At 45.9% G+C, this 23,391-nt stretch carries 24 protein-coding genes; 7 read left to right on the top strand and 17 right to left on the bottom strand.

Annotated elements, in window-relative coordinates; all coding sequences use genetic code 11:
- Window positions 1-196 precede the first annotated feature (196 nt).
- Both QFZ78_RS27905 and QFZ78_RS27900 read right to left on the bottom strand, forming a co-directional pair.
- Window positions 197-1,195: an NAD(P)H-dependent amine dehydrogenase family protein gene (locus tag QFZ78_RS27905; RefSeq protein WP_307552349.1), complete on the bottom strand. Its 999-nt coding sequence runs from the start codon at window positions 1,193-1,195 to the stop codon at window positions 197-199.
- 241 nt (window positions 1,196-1,436) lie between these two features.
- A complete protein-coding gene (locus tag QFZ78_RS27900; RefSeq protein WP_307552347.1) occupies window positions 1,437-2,345 on the bottom strand; it encodes a LysR family transcriptional regulator in 909 nt (302 codons plus the stop codon).
- Window positions 2,346-2,397: 52 nt separating this feature from the next.
- Between QFZ78_RS27900 and QFZ78_RS27895 the strand changes: the two genes are divergently transcribed.
- Window positions 2,398-2,700: a discoidin/SUN/FTP domain-containing protein gene (locus QFZ78_RS27895; RefSeq protein ID WP_307552346.1), complete on the top strand. Its 303-nt coding sequence runs from the start codon at window positions 2,398-2,400 to the stop codon at window positions 2,698-2,700.
- Window positions 2,701-2,784: 84 nt separating this feature from the next.
- Here the strand turns inward: QFZ78_RS27895 and QFZ78_RS27890 are convergent, their stop codons facing one another.
- From QFZ78_RS27890 to QFZ78_RS27870, 5 genes are all read right to left on the bottom strand, one after another.
- The gene (locus QFZ78_RS27890) at window positions 2,785-3,060 is read right to left on the bottom strand and encodes a hypothetical protein (RefSeq protein WP_307552344.1); all 276 of its coding nucleotides are present in this window, start codon (window positions 3,058-3,060) and stop codon (window positions 2,785-2,787) included.
- Window positions 3,061-3,308: 248 nt separating this feature from the next.
- A complete protein-coding gene (locus QFZ78_RS27885) occupies window positions 3,309-3,932 on the bottom strand; it encodes an MBL fold metallo-hydrolase (protein WP_307552342.1) in 624 nt (207 codons plus the stop codon).
- Window positions 3,933-3,944: 12 nt separating this feature from the next.
- The gene (locus tag QFZ78_RS27880) at window positions 3,945-4,511 is read right to left on the bottom strand and encodes a thioredoxin family protein (protein WP_307552340.1); all 567 of its coding nucleotides are present in this window, start codon (window positions 4,509-4,511) and stop codon (window positions 3,945-3,947) included.
- A gap of 77 nt (window positions 4,512-4,588) precedes the next feature.
- Window positions 4,589-5,188 (bottom strand): undecaprenyl phosphate transporter UptA, encoded by a 600-nt coding sequence (uptA, locus tag QFZ78_RS27875; protein ID WP_307552339.1) that lies wholly within the window; start codon window positions 5,186-5,188, stop codon window positions 4,589-4,591.
- Between the two features lie 71 nt (window positions 5,189-5,259).
- Window positions 5,260-6,171: a LysR family transcriptional regulator gene (locus QFZ78_RS27870; RefSeq protein ID WP_307552338.1), complete on the bottom strand. Its 912-nt coding sequence runs from the start codon at window positions 6,169-6,171 to the stop codon at window positions 5,260-5,262.
- A gap of 119 nt (window positions 6,172-6,290) precedes the next feature.
- Between QFZ78_RS27870 and QFZ78_RS27865 the strand changes: the two genes are divergently transcribed.
- From QFZ78_RS27865 to QFZ78_RS27855, 3 genes are all read left to right on the top strand, one after another.
- Entirely contained in the window at window positions 6,291-6,767 is a 477-nt protein-coding gene (locus QFZ78_RS27865; RefSeq protein WP_307552336.1) for an HPP family protein, read from the top strand.
- A 110-nt stretch (window positions 6,768-6,877) separates the two neighbouring features.
- A complete protein-coding gene (locus QFZ78_RS27860; RefSeq protein WP_307552334.1) occupies window positions 6,878-7,324 on the top strand; it encodes a cupredoxin domain-containing protein in 447 nt (148 codons plus the stop codon).
- Between the two features lie 237 nt (window positions 7,325-7,561).
- Window positions 7,562-7,879, top strand: coding sequence for a dehydrogenase (locus QFZ78_RS27855; RefSeq protein ID WP_307552332.1), 318 nt, complete (start codon window positions 7,562-7,564; stop codon window positions 7,877-7,879).
- A gap of 60 nt (window positions 7,880-7,939) precedes the next feature.
- Here QFZ78_RS27855 and melA read toward each other — a convergent pair whose 3' ends face one another.
- Window positions 7,940-9,238 carry an alpha-glucosidase/alpha-galactosidase gene (gene melA, locus QFZ78_RS27850; protein WP_307552330.1) on the bottom strand — a complete coding sequence of 433 codons (1,299 nt, stop codon included), beginning with the start codon at window positions 9,236-9,238 and terminating at the stop codon, window positions 7,940-7,942.
- 146 nt (window positions 9,239-9,384) lie between these two features.
- Between melA and QFZ78_RS27845 the strand changes: the two genes are divergently transcribed.
- Window positions 9,385-10,239: a helix-turn-helix transcriptional regulator gene (locus QFZ78_RS27845; RefSeq protein WP_307552329.1), complete on the top strand. Its 855-nt coding sequence runs from the start codon at window positions 9,385-9,387 to the stop codon at window positions 10,237-10,239.
- Window positions 10,240-10,496: 257 nt separating this feature from the next.
- On the opposite strand, the gene QFZ78_RS27840 is transcribed toward QFZ78_RS27845, so the two are convergent.
- The 3 genes from QFZ78_RS27840 to QFZ78_RS27830 form a co-directional block, all read right to left on the bottom strand.
- Complete coding sequence (locus tag QFZ78_RS27840; RefSeq protein WP_307552327.1) at window positions 10,497-11,519, bottom strand: hypothetical protein; 1,023 nt, start codon at window positions 11,517-11,519, stop codon at window positions 10,497-10,499.
- A 259-nt stretch (window positions 11,520-11,778) separates the two neighbouring features.
- Window positions 11,779-12,072: a Dabb family protein gene (locus QFZ78_RS27835; RefSeq protein ID WP_307552326.1), complete on the bottom strand. Its 294-nt coding sequence runs from the start codon at window positions 12,070-12,072 to the stop codon at window positions 11,779-11,781.
- Window positions 12,073-12,242: 170 nt separating this feature from the next.
- A complete protein-coding gene (locus QFZ78_RS27830; RefSeq protein ID WP_307552324.1) occupies window positions 12,243-13,040 on the bottom strand; it encodes an RDD family protein in 798 nt (265 codons plus the stop codon).
- A gap of 127 nt (window positions 13,041-13,167) precedes the next feature.
- Here QFZ78_RS27830 and QFZ78_RS27825 point away from each other — a divergent pair, with 127 nt between their 5' ends.
- Window positions 13,168-14,139 carry a stage II sporulation protein M gene (locus tag QFZ78_RS27825; protein WP_307552323.1) on the top strand — a complete coding sequence of 324 codons (972 nt, stop codon included), beginning with the start codon at window positions 13,168-13,170 and terminating at the stop codon, window positions 14,137-14,139.
- Here the strand turns inward: QFZ78_RS27825 and QFZ78_RS27820 are convergent.
- The 6 genes from QFZ78_RS27820 to QFZ78_RS27795 form a co-directional block, all read right to left on the bottom strand.
- Complete coding sequence (locus tag QFZ78_RS27820; RefSeq protein ID WP_307552321.1) at window positions 14,134-15,507, bottom strand: DUF58 domain-containing protein; 1,374 nt, start codon at window positions 15,505-15,507, stop codon at window positions 14,134-14,136. The genes QFZ78_RS27825 and QFZ78_RS27820 overlap by 6 nt on opposite strands.
- Window positions 15,458-16,378 carry an AAA family ATPase gene (locus QFZ78_RS27815; protein ID WP_307552319.1) on the bottom strand — a complete coding sequence of 307 codons (921 nt, stop codon included), beginning with the start codon at window positions 16,376-16,378 and terminating at the stop codon, window positions 15,458-15,460. The genes QFZ78_RS27820 and QFZ78_RS27815 overlap by 50 nt, the downstream gene beginning before the upstream one ends.
- Before the next feature lie 5 nt (window positions 16,379-16,383).
- Window positions 16,384-17,622, bottom strand: a complete 1,239-nt coding sequence (locus QFZ78_RS27810) for a DUF4350 domain-containing protein (RefSeq protein WP_307552317.1) — start codon at window positions 17,620-17,622, stop codon at window positions 16,384-16,386.
- Window positions 17,606-18,259, bottom strand: coding sequence for a DUF4129 domain-containing protein (locus QFZ78_RS27805; RefSeq protein ID WP_307552316.1), 654 nt, complete (start codon window positions 18,257-18,259; stop codon window positions 17,606-17,608). The genes QFZ78_RS27810 and QFZ78_RS27805 overlap by 17 nt, the downstream gene beginning before the upstream one ends.
- Entirely contained in the window at window positions 18,252-19,307 is a 1,056-nt protein-coding gene (locus QFZ78_RS27800; protein ID WP_307552313.1) for a DUF7847 domain-containing protein, read from the bottom strand. The genes QFZ78_RS27805 and QFZ78_RS27800 overlap by 8 nt, the downstream gene beginning before the upstream one ends.
- Before the next feature lie 108 nt (window positions 19,308-19,415).
- Entirely contained in the window at window positions 19,416-21,023 is a 1,608-nt protein-coding gene (locus tag QFZ78_RS27795; protein ID WP_307552311.1) for a sensor domain-containing diguanylate cyclase, read from the bottom strand.
- Window positions 21,024-21,223: 200 nt separating this feature from the next.
- Between QFZ78_RS27795 and QFZ78_RS27790 the strand changes: the two genes are divergently transcribed.
- Window positions 21,224-23,371 carry a DNA topoisomerase III gene (locus QFZ78_RS27790; RefSeq protein WP_307552309.1) on the top strand — a complete coding sequence of 716 codons (2,148 nt, stop codon included), beginning with the start codon at window positions 21,224-21,226 and terminating at the stop codon, window positions 23,369-23,371.
- Window positions 23,372-23,391 lie beyond the last annotated feature (20 nt).

Here is a 23,391-nt window from a genome sequence, read left to right as displayed (position 1 = left end):
ATAATTTCTTGTATTTCCTTCCTCGTTCTTATGTAAGAACCATGATGTAAGAAATTCAGAAAATGTGACGAGCTTGGCCTTGCGCTCCCAGTCTATTCACGACAGGAATTCTGGAAAGAAGCGTTCTTGCAAGATCGGAGCGTTATTGAACCGTCATTAATTGATCCACCTCCCTTCATAGATTGAATATCCGGGATTAGAGATTATGTATATTTCTTGGCAATCCAAGATCAGCCATCGTCAATAGCCCTACTTGATTGGACTGGTTAACAAGCTTGGCACAATTGATAGCTATGGCCGACGTTGCAGTATCACCAAAAATTCCGTCTGGGATCAACAGTCGGTGTATGGCATCCCCTTCAACAATGATTTCATCCGCTTGCTGGACTCCAACTGACATAACCAAATCAAGAATGATTTCCTTACCATCCTTTGTTTTTGCTGTTGAAACTTGGTGCAGTCCGCTCACTTGGCCTACCTTCAAAGAAGTTAATGCTAAGTCCACATTTTCTGAGGAAACCGTTGGCTCGATTTGGTTATTGACCTCGCCTACTTCCCAATTCAAGCCATAAGCAATCAGGCGTAAGGATTCTTCCAAACCAACATGGCCGATTTTATTATCTCTCGCTAACCCTTCAAACTCCTCTTTGGTCATGCCAATCCCAACCTTTTTTTGAAGAGGAATCCTCCGTTTGGAAACATCCACTTTCCTAGACACCGTTACTTTGGATATAGATTTGGTTACTGCCGTTAAACAAAGCACCATCGTATCCATGATAAACCCAGGATTTACACCAGTTCCGATCACGATTTGCCCTTTTTGCTTGGAATACTCGTTTATTTCTTTGGCCAATTCCGGGTAACGGTGAAAGGGATAAGATAATTCCTCACAAGTAGATACTACTGAAAAGCCGTGGTCCAAAAGCTCTCTAATCTGAGGCCATACTTTAACAAGATTTGATCCAGTTGCATGAATAGCAACCTTTTTGCCCTTGTTGCTTGGAAGACTATTTATATTAGAGACGACATAACTATCACTTCCTTCTGCTTCAGCTAATGCACCGATGTTCTTACCGATTTTATCAGGATCAACATCAACAGCTCCGATCACGAGAACATCGGGAGAGTGATAACCCATTTTCAAAATTTCCATTCCTATTGGACCAAGTCCAAATTGCACCATATTTAATTTCATTGCGATACTCCTCCTTGTTGGTTGTCTTTGCATGTGAATCGTATCAAAATATTAGAATAGTCGGAAATACCTATTTCTTATATATTTATAATAATCGATTATAAATAACGCCTGTTGTTAAGGTAAAATTATATCAAAGAAATGAGAAAAGAGAGTCTTTAAAAAAGACTCTCTTAAGAGAAGTTATCTATCCGTATGCTAGATTCTTGTTTATATCGAATTTATCAGTTTTTATCAGAGATTATTTGCTAAGCATGCTGGCCTTGATAATATTCAGGGTATGCTGTGTGGTAAGAGGCACATAATTGCTGTCTCTCCAAATGACCGAAATCGAACTGTTCAGTAATATTTCCTTCAAATTTAATGATTTAACTCTATTAGATTTCAGTAAATTGACCATGTCGCTTGGCATTAAGGTGACCCCAAGATCATCAGCAATGAGATTTTCAATCGTTAGGATCTCTGATCCTACACAAAGAGTTTTGGGCTGAAAGCCTGCAGTGAGACAAGCCTTTTCCAGTAGAAAATGAAGGGATGGTGCTTGTTCTTTATCATAATGAAAAAAGGGGTCATTTCTAAGCTCATACAGATCTATCGACTCATTTTGTGCAGAAGGGTGATTTAATGAAACAACGGCCTGCATGGGGTATTTTGTAAACTCAATAAGATTTAGCCCTTGATCCGTAATCGCTTTTTTGTCGATTGGTGTACGAATAAATGCAATGTGACTACTTTGCTGCTTAACATCTTCAATAGCTTTAGTAGAAGATGTCTCTTGAACATAAATTTCAACTTCCGGCAATTCTGAATGCAGTGTTTTAAATAGCTTGGGCAGCCAGGTGCTCGCAGCGGAAGGGACCGTTGATATGCGGATTATCGTTTGGGGAATAATTTTTCTATTGGAAATTTCATTCACAATAAATTCGATATTTTCAAATGAAGGGGAAAGCTTCTTATAAAGATACTCTCCTTCTTCAGTTAAGGTTACTTTTTTCGTGGTGCGGTTGAATAATTTCAACCCAATTTCTTTTTCTAGTGTAGATATTTGCTGACTAAGTCCAGGCTGAGAGATATGCAGCTCTTGGGAAGCCAAGCTGAAATTTAAGCTTTTGGCCACTTTCAAGAAGTAACGCAGACCTAATAAGTTCATAATGCATCACCTGTTTCTATTGATTGAGTAGAATACTAACAAGAGTCAATTCATGACGTCAAACTCGCAATTCTTGTTATCTATTCTATCATCTCAACTAGGAACTATCTACGTTAATGCTCTTTCCGTCCACGGTGAATGTTGGCAAACAATTATAGCCTGCTGCTTGTGCAACCATCGCTCTTCAATTGATAACACGACCTGGACGGATGCCTTTGTAACAACAACCGGCAATGGCGGTATTGACGATAATGCGTTTACCGCGAAAAACGGAAGATATGTGAGAGTGCTTTGTACAGCTAGAGGAACAACATACGGATATTCATTATTCGATTTCGAGGTTTACGGCTCTTAAGTTCACATTGAATAATAACAAAAAAGTAATCCACTCCGGTCGGAATCCCCGAGGTGGATTACTTTTTTGTTGACGATCAACGAATTAATATTTACAAATCCCACGTGTAATAATGACAAGCAAAATGAACAGAACGAGAATACTTCCTACTGAGTTATAAGAGCTAACTTTGGCTACAGGCTGCGCGGCAACTGGTTTTGGGAAAACATACGATGTTTGTTGGTAGGATGCATGCAAATGGATATCATTGTGAACCGGGCTTTGCATCATTGGCGCTTGCTGCTGTTGTACCGGTAACGGCATTGGGGTTGGCATCGGCATCGGGGCTATCGGATACGTTGGAGCTTTTACATATTCCATGAAAGAGCACCTCCTCATAGTTTTCCTTAAGGAAAACTTTCATCATAAAATTAAATGGTCTTAAACTTTGTTTTCGTTTAGGTTAGGTGAATAGCTTACAACATCAGTCTATGGGGGAGCACCTACCTTGAACACGGTAAACACCCAGATCCAAATAAAATGGTTAGATGTCATGGGCGAACGAGCATTCATGCTGCTAATGAAACGACAGAAGGACTGTCCACTACATCATGGACAGTCCTTCTTTATTACACATAAGGATTGTTTTCTCGTTCGAAACCAATCGTTGTTTTGGCGCCATGTCCAGGATACACAATGACGTCGTCTTCGAGTAAAAACAGCTTATCTTGAATGGAATCCAGCAGCACGTTGTTATCCCCACCGAGAAGGTCCGTTCGACCTACCGACAGTTTGAACAGAACATCTCCGCTGAACAGGTGCTTCTCGTATAAGAAGCTCACACTTCCCGGTGAATGACCGGGGGTATGGAACACCTTAAGCTTAATGCCAAGAAACTCGAGCGTTTGCCCTTCATCTAGCGCATATTCAGCCGGGTCCGTTTCAATCGGAGCACCTAGATCAGGCCAGCGAGCTGAGCCGTTTTTCTTCGGATTTGTCAGCCAATCGGCTTCTAGGTCGTGAATATACACGGGGCAGCGTTTGAGCTTGCGAATCTCATCAACACCACCGATATGGTCAAAATGAGCATGCGTGAGGAGAATCGCTTCGATTTCCAAATCAGCAATCTTTTTAATCAGCGACTTAGGGTTCATACCAGGATCTATGATAATGCCCTTTTTCGTTTCTGGATCAGATAATAAATACGCGTTCGTACTTACCGGACCTAGAACAAATGATTCTATTTTAATCATATGTATTCACCTTTAGAACGACTCGATTAATTCACGAAGTTCTTTCACAATAACAGCATGATATCCGTTACCTTCACCATATTGACGGCCCATTTCGGCTCTGGCTACTTGAATTTTTTCGTTATAATCTGCCGCTTCACGATCTGGATTTTCTTTTTTGAATTGATTCATGACAGCTTGCACGTGTTTCGGACGCGGACCCCATTGTCCCAAAACAAAACCGCCTGTATCTGTAAATATAACAAGTGGAATAGCACGACCGCCACCCGTTAGGAACTGATCAATGACGTCGTAGTTTTGTTCAATGATAAGTACTTCCGTAGGAATACCGCTGTTCTCTAGCGCTTTAAATACGACAGGTACGTTGCGAACAACGTCGCCGCACCAATCCGCAGCAACGATCAGACAGCGCAGATCATCCCGGTTGTTAAGAGAATCAAAATACTCCTTATCCTCTTCATTACCCCATTCAAATCCATTGTAATAAGCTACAAATTGCTCTTGATTTTTCTCCATGCTGTCAATGAACTGTTGTGGCTTTAAGCCAGTGCGCAGTTTGCTTGCAAGATTCGTACTCATCGCTGATCATCCTCTCTTATCGTCATTCGTTTCTTTTATTGTAGCAAATGCAAGCGAAAGCGCCAAATCTTTGTGGCCTATTTCTTCGCTTTTCTTTTCAAATATAATTGATAACCTACATATAAGATTGTTAAGACAACTGCTGCAATAATTAATGGCTTAATGTAAGGTCCTGCAATTTCGTCAATCGTTTCCCAGTTATCTTTGAGCTTCATGCCCAAGTAGACATAGAGAAAGGAATATGGAATTAAAGCTAGACCTGTGTAGAGTGTAAACTTACCTAGTGGCATTTTGGCCATACCGCCGGGAAGGGATATCGCATGACGGACAATGGGAATGAATCTAGCAGTGAAGATCATGCCTGTCCCATAGCGGTTAAACCAAGACTCGGCTACATCAATATGATGCTTGCTGATAAGCAAATATTTGCCGTACCTCTCAAGAAAAGGCCTGCCTCCGTAGCGTCCGATCCAATAGAGTACCACTTGTGCTAAGGTACCGCCAATTACTGCGCAAATAATGGCGCCAACAAAGTTAATTTCACCTTTAGATACCAGATAGCCTGCATAAGCCAACAGCAGTTCGTTAGGGATAACTTCCATCATTAATCCGAGGAAAATACCCCAATACCCAAGCCCTTCCAAATAAAGCAAAACATTATGAATTATCTCACTCATCCATGAAACCTCTCTCCACTTAGAATATCCGTCTCTAGTCTATAAAACATTCTATCACAGACGGGCTCCTATCAACCAGTTTCACGCTCTTTTTGCGCTAAAAAATAGGATATAATGTGCTCCTTGCAGGCCTGTACAGGTGCACTTAAGTCTTTGCCTGTGCGATGAATGAGCCCATGCTCTAACAGAATTATTTTTTCCTGCTGCAGTCTCATCAGCTTGCCCGATTGTAGTTCTTCCTGAACGGATGTTAACGGCATTAAGGACAGTCCCATTCCAAACATCATGGTCTGTTTAATCATTTCCGTGCTGTCGAACTCCATTGCTGTAAAAGTGGACAATCCTTTGTCTGCTAAGACCTGAGAGGCCATCGTTTGATAAATGCAGCGGCTTCCAAATCCGATTACCTTGGTATCCGCTATCGCTTCCCAACCATCGTTCTCCATTCGACTTATCAATGCAGGAGCCCCTACCCATACCAATTCATCTTGGATAAGCGGTATAAAAGTAAGATTGTTAGCTTTCGGGTCGCGAGGAACAATACCAAGGTCAACGCGGTACGCTGACACTTCTTGGATAATATCACGTTGAAACCCGGTTTCCAGATGCAATTGAATCTGAGGATATTGTTCAAATATAGTAGGCAGCAGCTGCGGGAGATGCGGCACGCAGAAGGATTCAAGCGCTCGGAGCCGCACCACTCCTTTGGGTTCATGCAGGCCGGTTAATTTATCTTGAAGGGATTCGCCAAGCTGTAGGTAACGATACGCATAGGGGGCAACTTCTTTGCCCGCAGCTGTTAACTCTACACCTCGGGGCAATCGCTTAAACAGAGCTTGACCCAATGTCTGCTCAAGCTGATGTATATGCATTGTAACCGTTGATTGTACGTATCCGAGCTTGAGGGCTGCCTTGCTGAAGCTTTTCTCCTCCATCACCGTGATGAAGGTTTTCATGCTGCGCCCGTCCATATGTTCAAGCATCGTACTCCACCCCCACCTATTGAATTTTCGAATACCTGACATCGAAATCATTCGTTTTTCAAATGATTTAACTCATGATACCATGAGAATTAATAAAGGAAAAGAGGTGTACACCAGCAATGAATAGCCCTGCATCATTCCCAAAAGTATTCACTTTGCTCATCCCCGGAATCGGCGGGTTTCTCGCCATTCTGGTTTGCAGCTTACTCGGCGATTTCACCCGATTCTCGCTGCTTATGGCGCCCTTCGGTGCTTCCTGCGTCATCGCCTTTGCGCTCCCGCAGAGCCCGCTCGCGCAGCCCCGCAGCCTTATCGGCGGCCACCTGCTGAGCACGCTCGTCGGGCTATGCGCACTCTCCGCCTTCGGCGTCCACGCGTGGAGCCTCGCCCTTGCCGTTGGCGCCGCCATCACGCTCATGCAGCTGACGCGCACGCTGCATCCGCCGGCCGGCGCTGACCCGCTGCTCGTGATGCTCACGGGCGCGGGCTGGGGCTTCTTGCTCACGCCGGTGCTGCTCGGCGCCGCGCTGCTCGTGCTGGTTGCCCTCGTTTATCACCGGGCAACCCGAACCCATTACCCCACAGCATGGTGGTAATTAGAACCCTCACTCGAACAGCGGCTAGAACTGTTCATCAGATCATTATCATGCGCTGACAAGCCTCTGCATAAGATGTACAAGAACCTTGTACAGGAGGCGGACCAACCATGTCCCAAGTATGGATTGTTAAACGTAAGCATCTCTATCTGGCAGCCGCTGCTCTGCTGCTGCTCCTCTCCGGCTTGCTGTATTTAAACCGTGGGAGCATTGTCTCAACAGCAGCCGAGCCGACTGCAGAAAGAACGATTCACATGGTTGCCGGAGAGTTTAAATCAACCACGGCAGACGGTAAAACAATCGAAGCCTATCGATGGGATCCAGGCACCGTCGTTGTCCAAAAGGGCGAGAGAATCAAGCTTAGCATCTATGGTGTGAACGGTCAGAGCCACCCTTTTCTCATTGAAGGGCTAAATATTAGCGGTGAAGTCAAGAAAGGGAAGGAAACCGTTGTACATTTCACAGCCGATCAGGAAGGGACTTACCGCCTCATTTGCTTGACGCACACGGATATTGCCCATAGCGGTCCGATGATCGGCTACATCGTGGTGGATTAGCAGCTTTTCTGACGAAAACCTTATCTGCTCTCAGGTCTCTTAACTCCTCTCGTGGCGTTCAGATATCAGGTGAAGCAGTAAGGTTTTTTTTCGTTTACACTGTTGCAAAGTTCAATGATTTCAAATAAGGCAGTAAATCGATAACACTCTCCCAAATGGGCGACTTAGGTTCCTGTCCCCAGTGGCTCTGTGCCCTCTCCATGCATACAAATAGCATAGAGGAGTGTGGATACAGTCATGATCAATAATAAGCCGAATGAAAAACATAAGCAGCAGTTCCCCAGTGCACGTGGAATTCGGAGAGCTTGCAGCAAGGAATTATACCGAACGATTAAACGCTTGAAAGTATGGATTTCCCCCGAGCAGATTAGGGCTGCTGAGGAGCTCTATGTGAAAAAGGTGATGTTGAATCTTCCATTCATCATGGAGAACGGCAGCAACCGCAAAGCGCTTTCCGACTGGTTCGACGAAAACGTAGGACCAGAAATTGCCCCGCTTTGGAATGTGGAGCTTGACGTATTAAACCATGCGTTTCGTGACGCATTCGGTGGTTAAAGCAAAGAAGGCCATGGGTATGTTAGACATACGCCACGACCTTCTTTTTCATATGAACATTTAGTGATATTCAGGCAGCCATTTGCCATGTGCTTCAATTAACTCATCACACATCGCAACGATATCGTCCATCGACAGTTCTGCTGATGTATGTGGATCCAGCATGGCAGCGTGATAAATATGCTCGCGTTTACGTGTGATAGCTGCTTCAATCGTCAACAACTGCGTATTGATATTCGTACGGTTCAGCGCCGCTAGCTGCGGAGGAAGATCGCCAACGTAGGTAGGTGTAACACCGTTACGGTCCACTAAACAAGGCACTTCAACGCATGCTTCGCGCGGCAAATTCGTGATCAAGCCAGTATTCATCACGTTACCGCCGATTTTGAACGGAATATCAGTCTCAATCGCTTCGAAAATGTAGGAAGCATACTCATGAGAACGCTTATGGGTCAAATTCGCATCATTCACCAGATCCTCGCGCATTTGTTTCCATCTGCTAATTTGCTCGATGCAGCGGCGTGGATACTCGTCGAGTGGAATATTAAAGCGGTCAACCAGCTCTGGATAATTACGTTTGATGAAATACGGATGGTACTCAGCGTTATGCTCGGACGACTCCGTGATATAATGGCCGAATTTAAGCATCATTTCAAAGCGAACCATGTCATTATGCTTTTCCTTCTGCTTCTCGATAGCCCGCTTCTTAATCTCCGGATAGAGATCTACACCATCCTTAGTTACTTCCAGCAGCCATGCCATATGGTTAATACCGGCGATTTTGGCTTTAACGCCTTCTTTTTCCAAACCTAGACTTTTGAAAAGCTCCGGAATACACGCTTGCACACTGTGACATAAGCCAACTGTACGAACACCGCCATATGTGTTCATAACATTGGTTAATACCGCCATCGGATTCGTATAATTAAGGAACAGGGCATCCGGACAGACCTCGCGAATATCCGCAGCGAAATCCAGCATCACAGGGATCGTACGCAGATTTCGGAAAATACCTCCGATACCGACCGTGTCAGCAATCGTTTGGCGCAAGCCGTACTTTTTAGGGATTTCAAAATCAGTTATTGTACATGGATCATACCCACCTACTTGGATGGCGTTCACCACATATTTAGCTCCGCTCAGAGCTTCTTTACGGTCGGTATATGCTTTTATAACTGACGTACTTCCGCTAGTTTTTTTGATGTTATTCAGCATGTTAGCTGAATCCTGCAGACGTTCGTGATCAATATCAAAGAGAGCGATTTCAAAGCCTTGCAGCGCAGGTGTGAGCAAACAATCACCAAGTACATTTTTCGCAAAAACCGTACTTCCGGCACCTAGAAAAGTAATCTTGGACATGTGTGAATCTCCTCCAATGTGTGGTCTTGTTTCTTATCTTCACTATAGCGCAGGACAGCTCCCAAATATATGGATTGAATGAACTCCTATATGGACATTTGTAGTTTATTCATGTACCCTAGAAACAAAAACAAAAAGAGGCTTCTATGAATCAGGATCATTCCTATTTCAGCGTTCATATCAATCCGCTCCATAGTACCAATGAATTATCTGTACTTTTCAGTGGCGAAGGCAAGCCTATTCCTCTACATAAAATGGGACCGGCTGTGCATGATTATTACCTTATCCATACCGTGCATGCGGGAGAAGGCACGTTCGAGATGCATAACCGCACTTACCGATGCTCCGCCGGAGATACCTTCGTTATTTATCCCGGAGAGTTGTTCAGCTATATCGCAGACAGCCATCATCCCTGGCACTATACGTGGGTTGCCTTTTCAGGCCGCGCAGCAGGAACCTTGCTTTCGCAAATCGGCGTTTCACCCCATCAGGCCGTCATTTCGGGGAGTAACCCCCGCTCCATTCGTCATTATTACCGCCATATTCGCTCAAGTTTCCAGCATTCTGACACACCAGTGCTTGAGGATATGGAATCCGCTGCTTGGCTTCGCCTCTTAATCCGGGAACTTGGGCGCGTGAACAGCCACCAGATTGCTTTTACCCCAACAACCGAAACCGATATCGAGCGTCAAGTCGGACAGGCCATCCGATATTTAGAACTACAATATACACAGCCGGTATCTATCGAGGAACTCGCACACAATCTAGGTTATCACCGTACGTATTTATGTAAAATGTTCAAACAATCTACGGGCTTAGCCCCTATGCAGTATCTATTAAAAGTTCGCATGGAACGGGCCAAACAGTTGTTAGAGACATCCATGACCATTGACCAAGTAGCGGCTTCTGTCGGATTCAACGATGCCCTCTATTTTTCCAAACAATTTCGCAAATGGAGTGGGTTAGCACCTTCGGTTTATCGTAAAGAACAGAAAGCCTAATAGGTCTTCTCTATGAATCCGCTTCTATGGAAAAGAAAGCCTCCAACCCCTCAGTTTTTCTGGGGCTGGAGGCTTCTTTATTTATCTAGATCATACGGAGAACGCAAGGGTTCATGTCCCATATCATGGGGAACGGAGATAGACATTTCAATTATGAGGTAGTTAAATTATTCTGCAAGCACATGTCTTCTTATCAGGTAGCGGCTCAGGTCTTTCTTTCCTCTGGAGAAAAAGGGTTACGCCCTCAGTGTGATCAACTAAGCTTTCCTTGAATCGGTTTTTGAAATAACCGAGCGAGCTGCGTTTAGCCGCCGCCGTTTGACAGGCTGCTTTCTGTTTCGCTTGCAAATGACGTTTCTTTTCTTGGAATACGGGGTCTTCGATTTTCTTCCTTTGGATGCACGCTTGCGGCGACGCGAAAGAGCGGGCTTCTTTTTTTTCATCGTTTTCCTATTTGAAGAAGTGCTCCCATCTTCCTTGTGTACGAGTTTCGTTTGGGAAGAGTTGATAGGGGTTTCACACTGATTTAAGCCCTCGTTGTTCGAATTGGTTATCGGGCTGTATACGTTTTGATACGATTGCGATTCGGAAACCTGGGATACGGTTGTGGCCTGGTAACTGGGGCTATAGTTAGGGGTATAGTTAGGGGTATAGTTAGAGTTTCCGTCGATTTCTTGGTTGTTGTTGCTTGCTCCATCATCAGCTTCCCCTTCGGCTGATACAGGCATTGCTTCTATTGTGCCAGTGCCAGCATCCAGTCTCTGAATGGGTTCATCTTTCGAGACGCTTTGAGTGCTCAGTGAATCGAAAGCTTCAGATTGCAAAGCGATAGGCTGGTAGGATACCCCGTTGTCGTTCGTCCCGTAGCGGATGCTTAAAATATGTTCGGTTGACACATATACGACTTCATTATGCCGGGTCAAAACCAGATGGTAGTCTCCCACTTCGACAAGCAAGCCTTGCAGGATTTCGGCATCGTTTTGCCTAATTTGCACGGGACGATATTTTAGGAGCATCAGCATTTCAGGAAGAGTCTTGTCCTGCAAATTTTCTAATGAAAGGCTGTTAGGGTCGTCCGTTACGCTGACAGTCATGTTTTTCAACTGGTGTCTTGGAAGAAAAATCCACCCGGAAACGGCGTCGTACAACGTCAGATGATCTTTATTGATCGCCTTTAACTGGCCAATCACCTGGTTCCCGTTTATGTCGCTGGCTTTAACGGTTCTCCCTAGGAAAGGGGGCAAGTTGACGTCGTCTGCCGCCTTATTTGCTTCGCTCATTTTTGCAGCACCCCGTGTTTTCCGTCCTTTTGTCCTCATTATACATAAACCTATCATCATCCTATGCGGTAGCATGGGATTCTCCTGTACCCTTATCCCGGCTGTATTTAAAAAATGTTCTTTAGATAAACTGTGGGTTAGTATTGAGTTGTTTATTCGAGTGTATGCCCGAGGGATGTATCATTTAAAACCGGATTTATAAATAGGATTAGTAGTACACTCTTTAAGGACGAATCCCTATCAGCAGTTTTTATCTTCATTAAATTTCAATATCAACAATCAAACTATCGACTCTGCCTACTTCTCTAATATATGCAGCAACCGCTTGGTGCTCCGGATTTGGACCATAAGCTTCAAGAGCTGCCTTATCCTCAAACCGTACAGATAAAACAATTTGATAGCCTTTGTTCTTTTCTGAAAAGTTAATTCCCGCTTGAATATCTACTATGCCTGTTAGATGTTTTTTTAACGCTTTAAATCTATTAACGACTTCTTGGAGCTGCTCCTGCGTCGTTGTTTCACCGAATTTTACAAGTACAATATGATCGATCATGATATAAAACCTACTTTCCCCAACATGTTTTAGTGTGTTTATAATTAACGCCTTTAATCATAACAGGAAGGCGTGTACACGTCGATATGGAGCCTCTACTTTGAAGTAAGCTCAGAAATCTGAGCTAACAGTAGCAAATATGCGCCTATCTGACATATGAGCTGTCCTATTTAAACTTCCCAATCATTTCTCAGCTTCTCATAAAGCTGGGCTAAGTATGCCGCAGAATTCCGTGTAAACCCTTGGTCATGTTCTAGCTTCTTAACAAAATGTTGAGCAATGGGTACGGCTAACTCCTGTAATCTTACATGATGCATCGTCGGTATTCGCTCGACCCAGGCTTGTAAAAGCTGCCAGTCTATCGCAGTGATCTCTTGTCTTTTGGCTTCCTCTATCTCCACGGTGAGTATGGGGAAATTCTTTTTGGAGATTGCCTTATCGATATGTTGACGACGTTTCATTCGCTCAAAACGAGCTTCAATCACAACAATGGTTCCGGCTACCATATCACCGATGCGCTTATCTTTTGAATTAAAGATGATACTGACTGCACCAATGAAGTAGAAAGTTGGCATTATATCCAGCAGACGAAACAAGTTACGAATCAAGATCGATAATAAGGTTGCCGACTGCCCGTTATTTTGAAGCACGCGTAGTCCTAGTATTCTTTTCCCGGGTGTTTGCCCTCCCAGGAAGGCTTCTGTGCAAACGAAATAGCCTAAGTTCACTACAATCCAAAAAATGATGGCAATCGCGATCAAATAATCAGCAAGAGCCGGCAGCCAGTCACCCGAATATAACCTGCTTATCAAAATAGCGAATAAGAATAATAGGCCATTCATCACAAGCAAAATTAAACAATCAAGTAGATGCGCTATCGCCCTGCTGCCAATGCCTGCGGTATGAAATTGCAATTGCACCTGCTCAGGTGTAACGACGGTTAGTTCTTTATCCAGAGACTCGTTCATAGCATCTCCTTATATTTCAAAATTATGGTAACGAATGTCATTGATATGCTAAAATGAACAAGCAAAACTCAGAGATTATGCTTACGATGCAAGTTTTGCTAAAGCAAAACTCTAAGGAGGTCCCCCCATGAATATCTCGCGCTTTATTCGAGAACATAAATCGCAATGGACAGAGCTTGAGCAGCTGCTGATTCAGCTTAGTAAACGGAAGAGCAGTTTGCAGGCCAGCCATGTGAATCGATTCACTGAACTTTACAAAGTCGCATCCGCTCATCTTGCTACCTTACAAACTCACATGCCTACACATGAAACAACCCTATATTTGAATCATCTCGTATCTCAAGCTCACAATGCGATGTATAAAGAAAATAACAAAAGCAGTAAACAGATGAAGGAGTTTTTCCTCCACTACTTTCCATCGCTAATACGCGTGAGAAGTCTATTTGTGGGCTTTGCCCTTTTCTTATTTTTGCTTGGCGGGCTGCTCGGCTTCCTGTCCGTATGGAACGATCCATTAAATCTATCCATGATCATTCCTGGGGCAATGGCCGATAGTATTGACCCTGCCAAAACTGCCGATCCACGCGGCGACCTGCACTCCCCACTCGTATCAACAGCTATCATGACGAACAACATTCGGGTCGCCGTTCTCGCCTTCATAAGCGGTGTAACGCTTGGGATCGGGACCATCTATTTAATGATAAGCAACGGCCTTATTGTAGGAGCGTTAGCTGCTGTTTTCATGCAGTCCGGGAAAAGCTATGTATTCTGGGCCTACATATTACCGCATGGCATTATTGAACTTACCGCTATTTTCATCGCAGGCGGCGCCGGCTTATATATGGGGTACCGTTTCTTCGTTCCAGGACCCTATCCGCGCAAGCTGCGCTTTCTGGAATCAGCCAAGGAATCCGCCCAGCTCCTCATCGGCACCATTCCTTTATTCATCATTGCAGGGATTATCGAAGGTTACATTACACCGTCCACGATGTCGCTTGAGGTTAAATATCTCATTGCCGGAGTGACTTTATTGTTACTCGCACTCTATTACGGATATGGCATTAGCAAATCATCTAAGCAGAAACAATTAACGCTATAAACGATCTCGCGATTTCAAATCCAAATACGCATTAACGGCGCTAAGCGTCAGTTGGTCGGCAGGGACATCCATCACCGGGATGCCTTGGCCGGCCATTTTGGTTACATAGGCGTAACGGTCTGTCGTAAAGTGGTGGGCAATACTTTGCCGATAAGCTTGGCGGCTATCCTCAGCACGAATACGTACCCATTGATGAAGAAGCGGATCCTGCAAGGACAAGAGCAGCACATGGTGACTTCTGCGCAGTCGCTGCACATAAGGCAATAACTCTTGATCATACAGATAACTTTCCATATCGGAAAATAGCACGACAAGCGAGCGTTTTTTCAGAAAACGCAGCACATGGGAGAAGGCAATCTGTGTGTTCGACTCCACGAAATCCGTACGCAGATCATAAACTGCCCTCGTTAACTCCTGAAGATGGGGAAGCCCTTTTCCAGCTGGTACGTAGACTTTCACTTGGCTCGCGTAAGCAATTAACGCTACTTGATCCCCTTGTTTAAGAGCTACCGCAGCAAGTGTTAATGCAGCTTCCAGTGTCCGATCAAGCTTCACTTGTCCCTCAAGCTCAATAGCCATTTGCCGACCACAGTCCAGTACGAGGGTCACGATCTTCCCTTTTTCCGGCTGAAAAAGATTCGTCATCAGCTTCGTCGTGCGAGCAGACGCTTTCCAATTGATATGCCTAATGTCGTCTCCTTGCACATAATCACGGATATAGTGGAATTCGGAGCCGCTGCGCTGTTTTTTGAATAGTCGCTGGCCTTCTAATATTAAGGCATCCTGTACAGCACCTAGTACACCTCGGACCTGAGATAAATCAGGATAAATATCAATCTTATCTACTTGTTTCAATCGCACTTGCTTCTTCCAAAGACCCATGCCTCCAGAGTAGCGTATATAGACGTGTTCGAAGAGGTATTCCCCTCTTTCGAGAGCCAACGTTGTATAAAAGAAGGAGGCAGCAGTTCCTCGAAACGCGCCGCTCAAATGGTTGCGGACCATACGAAATGTTTGGGGCAAATGATCCATTAATTCAACGTGAACGGATTGCTGCTCCTCAGATTCAAGCTCAAGACCCACCTCAAAGCTGCTTCTGACATCCATCTGCTCCGGAAGTTTGCGACGAATTCCCCAGCTCTTGCGTTTAGGAAGCAGCATAAGCTCAACGCCACTTAGCACGCAGAGCAGCGCATTCCAGCTCCAGAATACAGGTAGGGCGGCATCAAATATTGAGGCTATTAAGGTCACAACAGCACCTACGATTACGAGTACAATGAATCGGTTCGTTGGCAGGATAAAATCCTCAAGCAGGACTTTATCGAGGAACCGGAATAGAGCCGAGCGTCTCTTGGATGATGTGGTCACTTGTTCCGCCCTCCAATTCCGCTTGCGGTGTTAACAGCAGTCTGTGCCTCAGCGCAGGTCGCGCTACAAGCTTGATATCATCTGGCGTCACATACGTTCGACCATCCAGTAAGGCCCAAGCCTTACTAGCCATCAGCACGGCAATTCCCGCCCGGGGACTGGCTCCCAGCTGTACGCGTTTGGACTCGCGGGTTTTGCGAATAATAGTGGCAATATAAGTGAATAAGGATTCCTCCACAACCACATCGGAAAGCCTGCGCTGCAGCTCCATGATGCGTTCTGGGGTCAGTATGGCCGCGAGTGACTCCTCTTGATGCTGCCCGAACGATACATGACGGCGAAGAATTTCTACTTCTGCTTCTTCACCAGGATAATCAAGCACAAGCTTGAACAAGAAACGATCGAGCTGTGCTTCCGGAAGTGGATAGGTACCTTCGTACTCGACAGGATTTTGGGTAGCTACGACAAAAAAAGGATTTGGCAGCTTGTACGTGTTCCCCTGAATCGTTACTTGGCGCTCTTCCATTGCTTCTAGCAGAGCCGCTTGTGTCTTCGGTCCGGAACGGTTAATTTCATCAGCCAACAGAACATTCGTGAAAATAGGACCTTGAATCGTAGTAAATGAATGATCCTGCATATGATATATGACGCTGCCCGTAATATCACCGGGCATCAGGTCTGGTGTAAATTGAATACGGCGGTAGTCGCCGCCTGATAATTCCGCAAGGGTCCGCGCCATCTTGGTCTTTCCTAGACCCGGCACACCTTCAAGCAGTACATGGCCGCCAGCCAATAGGGCGGTGACGAGCAGCCTTATGTTCAGCTTTTGCCCGAACAAGCGCTGCTCCATCGATTGGATTAATTCATTCATTGCGCTCACTCCTTCTCCAAGTAGGCGATCATCTCGCCCATCTCCCGCGTTCGCTGCACGAACGCTTGGGTGCTCACGCCCCGCTGCTTCGCTGCGCGGGGCCCTTCAGAGCCGCCGCTAGCAGGCGGATCCTCCAGCAGGCGCGCGAGCTGCGCCGCCTGCGCCTCAGACATACGGCCGCGCGCAGCTTCCGCGGCCTGCAAAGCACTTGCGCTGGGGCTAAGCCCCCAGCGCTGATGCAGCAGCTGCCGCAGGAACAGCTGCTGGTGAGCAAGCGCCTCGTGCTGGTAGCTGAGGCGCTCGTACCAAGCGGCGACGGCGTGCACGCCCTCGTCGCCGCGGCGAACCGTCCACGCCCGCGGCGTGTGGACGGGGCCAAAGCGCTTGCCGCGCAGCCAGAGCCACAGCAGCAGCGCGAGACCAAGCTGCACGCTCGCGAGCACGAGCCACGCGGGGTAGACGGCAAGCAGTCCGGGCTTCGTCCCGAAGCCGTGATGGGTCTCATCGACCCACACGACATCCCAGGACTTCGCGAACAGCGGCCAGATCAGTTCAAAATGGGACTCCTGATCAATCGTCCCATTCTGCATCCAATTCGGGGTCAGCACCACGGTGATGCTGCCCGAACCGTCTTCCATACGGCTGGCGAGCACGCCGTGTTCATCTTCGAACAGCACCCGCCCGTTTTCACCGGGCTTAAGCCGGTACGGTGTATCAACCCGCCCCGTAAGCAGCCCCTCTGCTGGCGTATAATCCGTCGAGACCCTAATCGTCGAGACAGATGCCCTTTCTTTCGTATTTTCAACCGTACTTTCATCCGTACTTTCTTTCGTATTTTCTTCCGTACTTTCATCCGTACTTTTTTTCGTACTTTCCGCCACCAATTCAGTCCCCCATGGCCCCCACCCCTCGGGATTACGATCAAACAGAACAACATCATTACCCTTCCGAACCCAACCCAGAAGCTCCTCACGATCGGCCTTGGTCACACCAACCGGCTGTAAGGCAACCAACAGCATCGCTTCACCATTAGGTAGGTTTTTCCAGTTAAGACGCCATTCCTTTACAGCCTTCTGCTTCGTACTCAGCAGCTCTTTCCAAGCTTTCGTGCCGTCTATATCCGCCGAAAAAGACAGATATGGAGGTTGGTCTGGGAGCTTTGGCTTCACTAGCCAGTAGCCTAATGCGAAAAATAACAGGATGCTGAGTGCTAGTCCCACATGCAGCTTATTCAGCCCTCTCATGTGCAAAGCCCTCCTCCCTGCTGATAACACGGGCAACCTGTTCATACATGAAAGTGAACTGCTCCTTCGTTACAACTTCCTTGCCATACCATATACGCTCAAATAAAAGCGAGCTATCATGGAACAAAGGGACTAGGGATGAAGCTGAACTTTCCAGCTCCTCCGCATACTCCCAGTTCGTCTTCCATGTCTCCACACGAATCATACGTTTAGCTTCCATAAAGAACAGAAGCGACAGAAAGACAGCGCGTACACCCTCTCGCAAGTACCCAGTTCCCCTCAGTTCCGCTGCTTGCTGCCAATAGAAGCGATAAGAACGGCTTATTTCTCCTACAGGCAAGTAAGCGTCAGAGCGGATCCTCTTTTGCCAAATCATTTGTTTCAAGAACCAATAAATCGCGAATGCAGCAATACCAAGAAGTATAACGACAACACCAATGGTCAGCCAGTCCGTTACCGAATCAGAAACTTGAAAATCTGGCAGCAAGCCCCGTATTTTTCGAAAAAGCGGCTTCAACCATGCCCAAAACGAGCTGTTTTCTTTGACCTCATAAGCCGTGTATTCGCTTTGATTTAAGATTTGTTTTAATTGCTCTTTATCCTCTTGCAAAGAAGTCGCTAAAGCTGCATTAATCATTCTTTTTATCCAAGTCTATCGGACGAAGATCATCAAAAGTATCAAACGGCTCCAGTTCTTCCGCTGGTTCAGTTGGAGAAGTTTGTATGGTGCTTTCAATCAACGATTCAAGTCCCAGACCCTCATTGCGAACCTTGAGATCGAAGAAGCTTACTGCATAAGGCAGAAACCATAGAGACATGACTAGAATTGAAATTAAACTTTGTAATAACTGAGCGCCTAGTCCTAATCCAAAGATTGCAGCAATAATCAATTGAATGACGAACAGGAAAAGATACAAAATGAGCGTAAGTACGAAGTACATCAAAAATAAGCGCCAAAAGCTTTTGCGGGTCAATTTCCAACTGCGGCCTAGTCCAACAGACTCTTCACCCATTGCAACAAAAGGCAAATAATAGCACCAGCGAATGAAAAAATAGGAAAAGGTGAAAATGGCTCCAAGACCAAGGATGATGAAGAAGATAATGGATAGTGCCACCGCACCTCCACCAAAACCTCCTACCGAACTGGATAAGTTTCCACCTATCGCAAAGACGACAGCAAATATGACAATAATAATAGCGAGACCTATGTATATGCCAAACATGATAAGAGCATCCAAGAACGTGCTTCCTGCTAACGGCCAAAATCGACGGAACGATTTGCGCAATAGCTCCCCGACTCCCGGTGTTTCTTCGCCGAAGAGGCTTGCTTTAACCAGATGTAAGACAGAAGCAACGGAAGCTGGCATAAGGCCAAAAATCAGGATTGGAATTAATACCAACACCAAGAGGAGTGTCTTCCCTATGTCTTGCGGTGTCGGATTATTTTGCATGAAAGAACCAGATCCAAACAAATCCTGCATGGATGCTCCACTGCGAATCTGTTCAAGAAGGGATGATGACGTACTTGCCGTCTCTTGATACGTAAGCAAATGCTGCAGCAAGTAAAATGGACCATACAAGATCAGCATGATAATTGTCAGTGTCACAAAGTGCTTACGATACAACTGGAAACTGCGATCTAATATTCTTCCAATTCCCATTGGCCTTAACGATGCGTTTTGCATGGTAAACCCCCTAAATGTTGGTAATTCAAATACTCTCTGACTATTATACACCAAACCCTCCAATTTCTGACCATCAAATTATACACAAAAAAACTAGATCAATACCCATCATCGATCTAGTTCTACTCTGTTTCGTCCACTGGATTTCGCGCGATAGAGCGCATGGTCTGCTCTAGAAACCATATCTTCAAGCACAATCGTACCGAACTCCAGTGTAGGAGAATATTCTGCTATGCCTATGCTCGCTGTTAGTAGTACAGTAACCTGCTCATCCGAGTATGGTTCTTCCATGATATGTCGTCTCAAATCCTCTGCCAAGCTTACACTTTCTTGTGCATTTTTACGCAGGGCAAGTAGGATAAACTCTTCGCCTCCATAGCGTGCAACAATCGTATCTGTTCCCGAATGCCGCTGTAGTATAGAAGCAACGCGATGAAGGACACGATCACCCACCAAATGCCCATAGGTATCATTGATTTTCTTAAAATGGTCAATATCGAACATCATCACGGAGCACATTTGCCCAGCAGCAATGCAGGCTTGAAGCTGTTTATTTCCTTCTTGCATCATATAACGGCGATTAGGAATCTCAGTCAGTTGATCCACCAATGCGGAATGCTCCAATAGAGAAATATTCTTCTTGAGCTTATCAGACATTATGTTGAATGTATTGACCAACTGCCGCAATTCAATCGGAGCCATTTTAATTTTTTCCGCATCAATCTGATAGTCGTAGTTCCCGTTCTGAATAATTTTGGTACCGCGTAGCAAGTATCGAATCGGTCTCTCAATTCTAGAAGCAATCGTAACAGCAGCACCGATACTGAAAATAAGTGCAATAAGCGAAATGATAATAATCGCAATACTTAATTGATTTAATTTCTGAAACACTTCTCTCTGCGTGATCTCACCTACGACTACCCAGCTTTTTCCCGTAGACCATTTATACTGACCATATACCTTTTCACCGCGAAATCCGATGTAGGAATCATTTGAAGTGCTGCCTGTCTTGGCTCTTTGAATAATTTCAGTTTTCATCGGGACATTGACGAATTCTTCGCTTTTGCTTGTATTACTTGAGGCTGTGACAATATACCCGTCCGAATCCAACACATAGACTTCCCCAGTTTCACCAAAGCTTAGCTGCTTCATTAAACTATTCAGCATTTCCAGCGTTACTACGCCTAGCACAGCACCTTTGAAATCATTATGGTCGCCAAGCACGGGAGCAGAGAACGTTATGACGGGTTTCCCTGAATCTTTAGATAGAATAACGCCGGAGATAAAGCTTTTCTTCTCAAGCGCACGTTTAAAATAAAGTGTATCTCCGACATACATCTGGATCCTAGGATCCGCATCCGAACGAATATAGCCATCTTTTTCTACGTAACTAATCAACAAGAATTCAGAATTCACTCTTGAATAATCTTGAAATTCTCTTTTCAGTTCGCCTATTTCATGAAATTTTGCATGGTCGGATAAGGCGAATCGTGTAATCGTATCCAGTTTTTCCTGATTCCATCTTTCGATATATAAGCTTTGCAAGGCAATCACTTGCTTTAATTGATTTCCAGCTTCATCTAAGCGATTTTTCTTCTCTATAAAATAAAAAGGGACAATAATTGAAAAGGCTAGTGTCACAATGACAACAACAATCCATAATTGAAACCTCATTTTTATCGTTTGATTTGAAAAATAAGCATACATCGGTTTCATTAAGCTTTTTGCTCCTCCTCATCCCTTATTTCTTCATTATACCCTTATATTAGGACAAGAACAGACAATTTTCTCCTTTTTCAACTTAAAAAAGCTCTCATTTGAATAGATTTGAGCTTCTGTTTCGAGATGCAGCGCATTGAAAAGCGTGCTTTTTTCGCTTATGCTAATTTGTAAGCAGAAATGAGGTCATTTTCCCTATGAAAATTCTTGTACTCACCGAAAAACCAAGCGTCGCCAAAGAAATTGCCCGTGTCCTTGGCTGCAACCAAAAGCAAAAACACCATTATGAAGGTGCCAAATATGTCGTCACTTGGGCACTTGGCCATCTCGTCACCCTTGCCGAGCCCGACGATTACGATCCCAAGTACAAAACATGGAACCTGGAAGATCTCCCTATCATCCCTGAACGCATGAAGCTTAAGGTGATGAAGGAAACATCGCAGCAGTACCGTGCGATCGAACAGCTTAGCCGTCGGGGGGACCTTGCAGAGCTGGTCATTGCGACGGATGCGGGGCGCGAGGGCGAGCTCGTCGCGCGCTGGATTATGGAGCTGATCCGCTGGAAGAAGCCGTTCAAACGGCTTTGGATCTCGTCGCAGACGGATCAAGCGATTCGCGAAGGCTTCGCGCAGCTGAAGCCTGGCACGGACTACAACCGGCTGTATCAAGCAGCCGTCTGCCGTTCCGAGGCCGATTGGCTGATCGGCCTGAATGTCACCCGCGCGCTGACCAGCAAGTTCGGCGCGTCCTTGTCTGCTGGGCGTGTGCAGACGCCAACGCTAGCCATGATGATCAACCGCGAGGCGGAAATCCGGGATTTCCGGTCCGTCGACTATTGGTTGATCGAAGCCGATCTGGGCTCTTTCCGCGTGGTGTGGCGAGACCCCAAAACAGGCGATACGCGCATTTTTGACCGCGAGCGCGCAGATGCCTTAAAAGCGAAGCTGCATGGCCATAGTGGCAAAATCCTGCACGTCCAAAAAACCGAAAAGCAGATTCCGCATCCGCTTGCTTATGACCTAACCGAATTGCAGCGCGATGCTAACCGCAAATTTGGTTTCTCTGCCAAGCAAACGTCGAATGTGCTGCAAAGATTGTATGAGCAGTACAAGTTGGTCACCTATCCGCGCACGGATTCACGTTACTTGACCTCGGACATGGTGCCGACCCTGCTTGGCAGACTTAAGGGCGCAGCTATTGGCCCCTACGCAGCGCTAGCGGCTCCTTTTATTCGTAAACCCTTAACGATTACGAAACGCATTGTAGACGATTCCAAGGTCAGCGATCACCATGCGATTATTCCAACCGGAGAAGCCATTTCACTCGCTACCTTAAGTGCAGACGAACGACGTCTCTATGATCTCATTTTGCGGAGATTCTTAGCCTTATTCTGCGGTCCCTGCCGCTATGATGAAACCAAGCTGACTGTGGAAATAGCCGGGGAGAAGCTGTATGCATCAGGTAAAGTAGTTAAACAAGCCGGTTGGAAGGACGTGTATGGAGCCACTGATTTCACCGATCCAGATCGGGAAGAAGCAGAGTCGGATGACGACTCTGCTCAGTTATTGCCCCAGGCTGCTGAAAAAGACGCCGTAACCGTCCGTAACGCCCGTCAATTAAGCCGCCAGACGAAACCGCCTGCTAGGTACAACGAGGCCTCCTTGCTTTCTCAAATGGAAAAATGGGGCCTGGGCACACCCGCTACACGCGCTGATATTATTGAGAAGCTTGTGTCTTCCGACACCATCGAACGTCAAGGCTCCTTACTTATTCCGACTGGCAAAGGCACTCAGCTTATAGAGCTTGCTTCGGAGGAGCTGCGTTCTCCTGAGCTTACAGCACGTTGGGAGCTGGAGCTTGAACGCATTTCCAAAGGCAAAGGAAGCATGGAGCAATTCCTAAGCGGCATTCGCAAAAAAGCAGCCGAGCTGGTCGATGAGGTCAAGAAAAGCTCTGCGGCCTATAAGCCGCATAATTTAACAGGCAGCAAATGCCCGGATTGCGGTGAGTTTCTTCAAGAAGTGAAGGGGAAACGAGGTCGTTACCTCGTTTGTTCCAGCCGAGAATGCTCCTATAAACGCGAAGCTGACGGACAACTGACCAACCACCGCTGCCCGCAGTGTCATAAGAAAATGGAGATCCACACCGGCAAATCCGGCAAGTATTTCCAATGCCGTCCTTGCAACGTCGTGGAGAAAATAGATAACGAATCAACCGGCGGTGGCCGTCGCGCCTCTGCCAAAGCGAACCGTCAGCTGATCGAGAAGTTTTCCGATCAAACCCAGCTGGGCAACTCGCTCGCTGACAAATTGATGGCTGCGCTGCAGCAGAAGAAAGATGAGTAACCAAACAAAAAAACCAAGCG

The organism is Paenibacillus sp. V4I5 (assembly GCF_030817255.1).
GTDB lineage: Bacteria > Bacillota > Bacilli > Paenibacillales > NBRC-103111 > Paenibacillus_E.
This window is presented reverse-complemented; position numbering and strand designations above follow the sequence as displayed.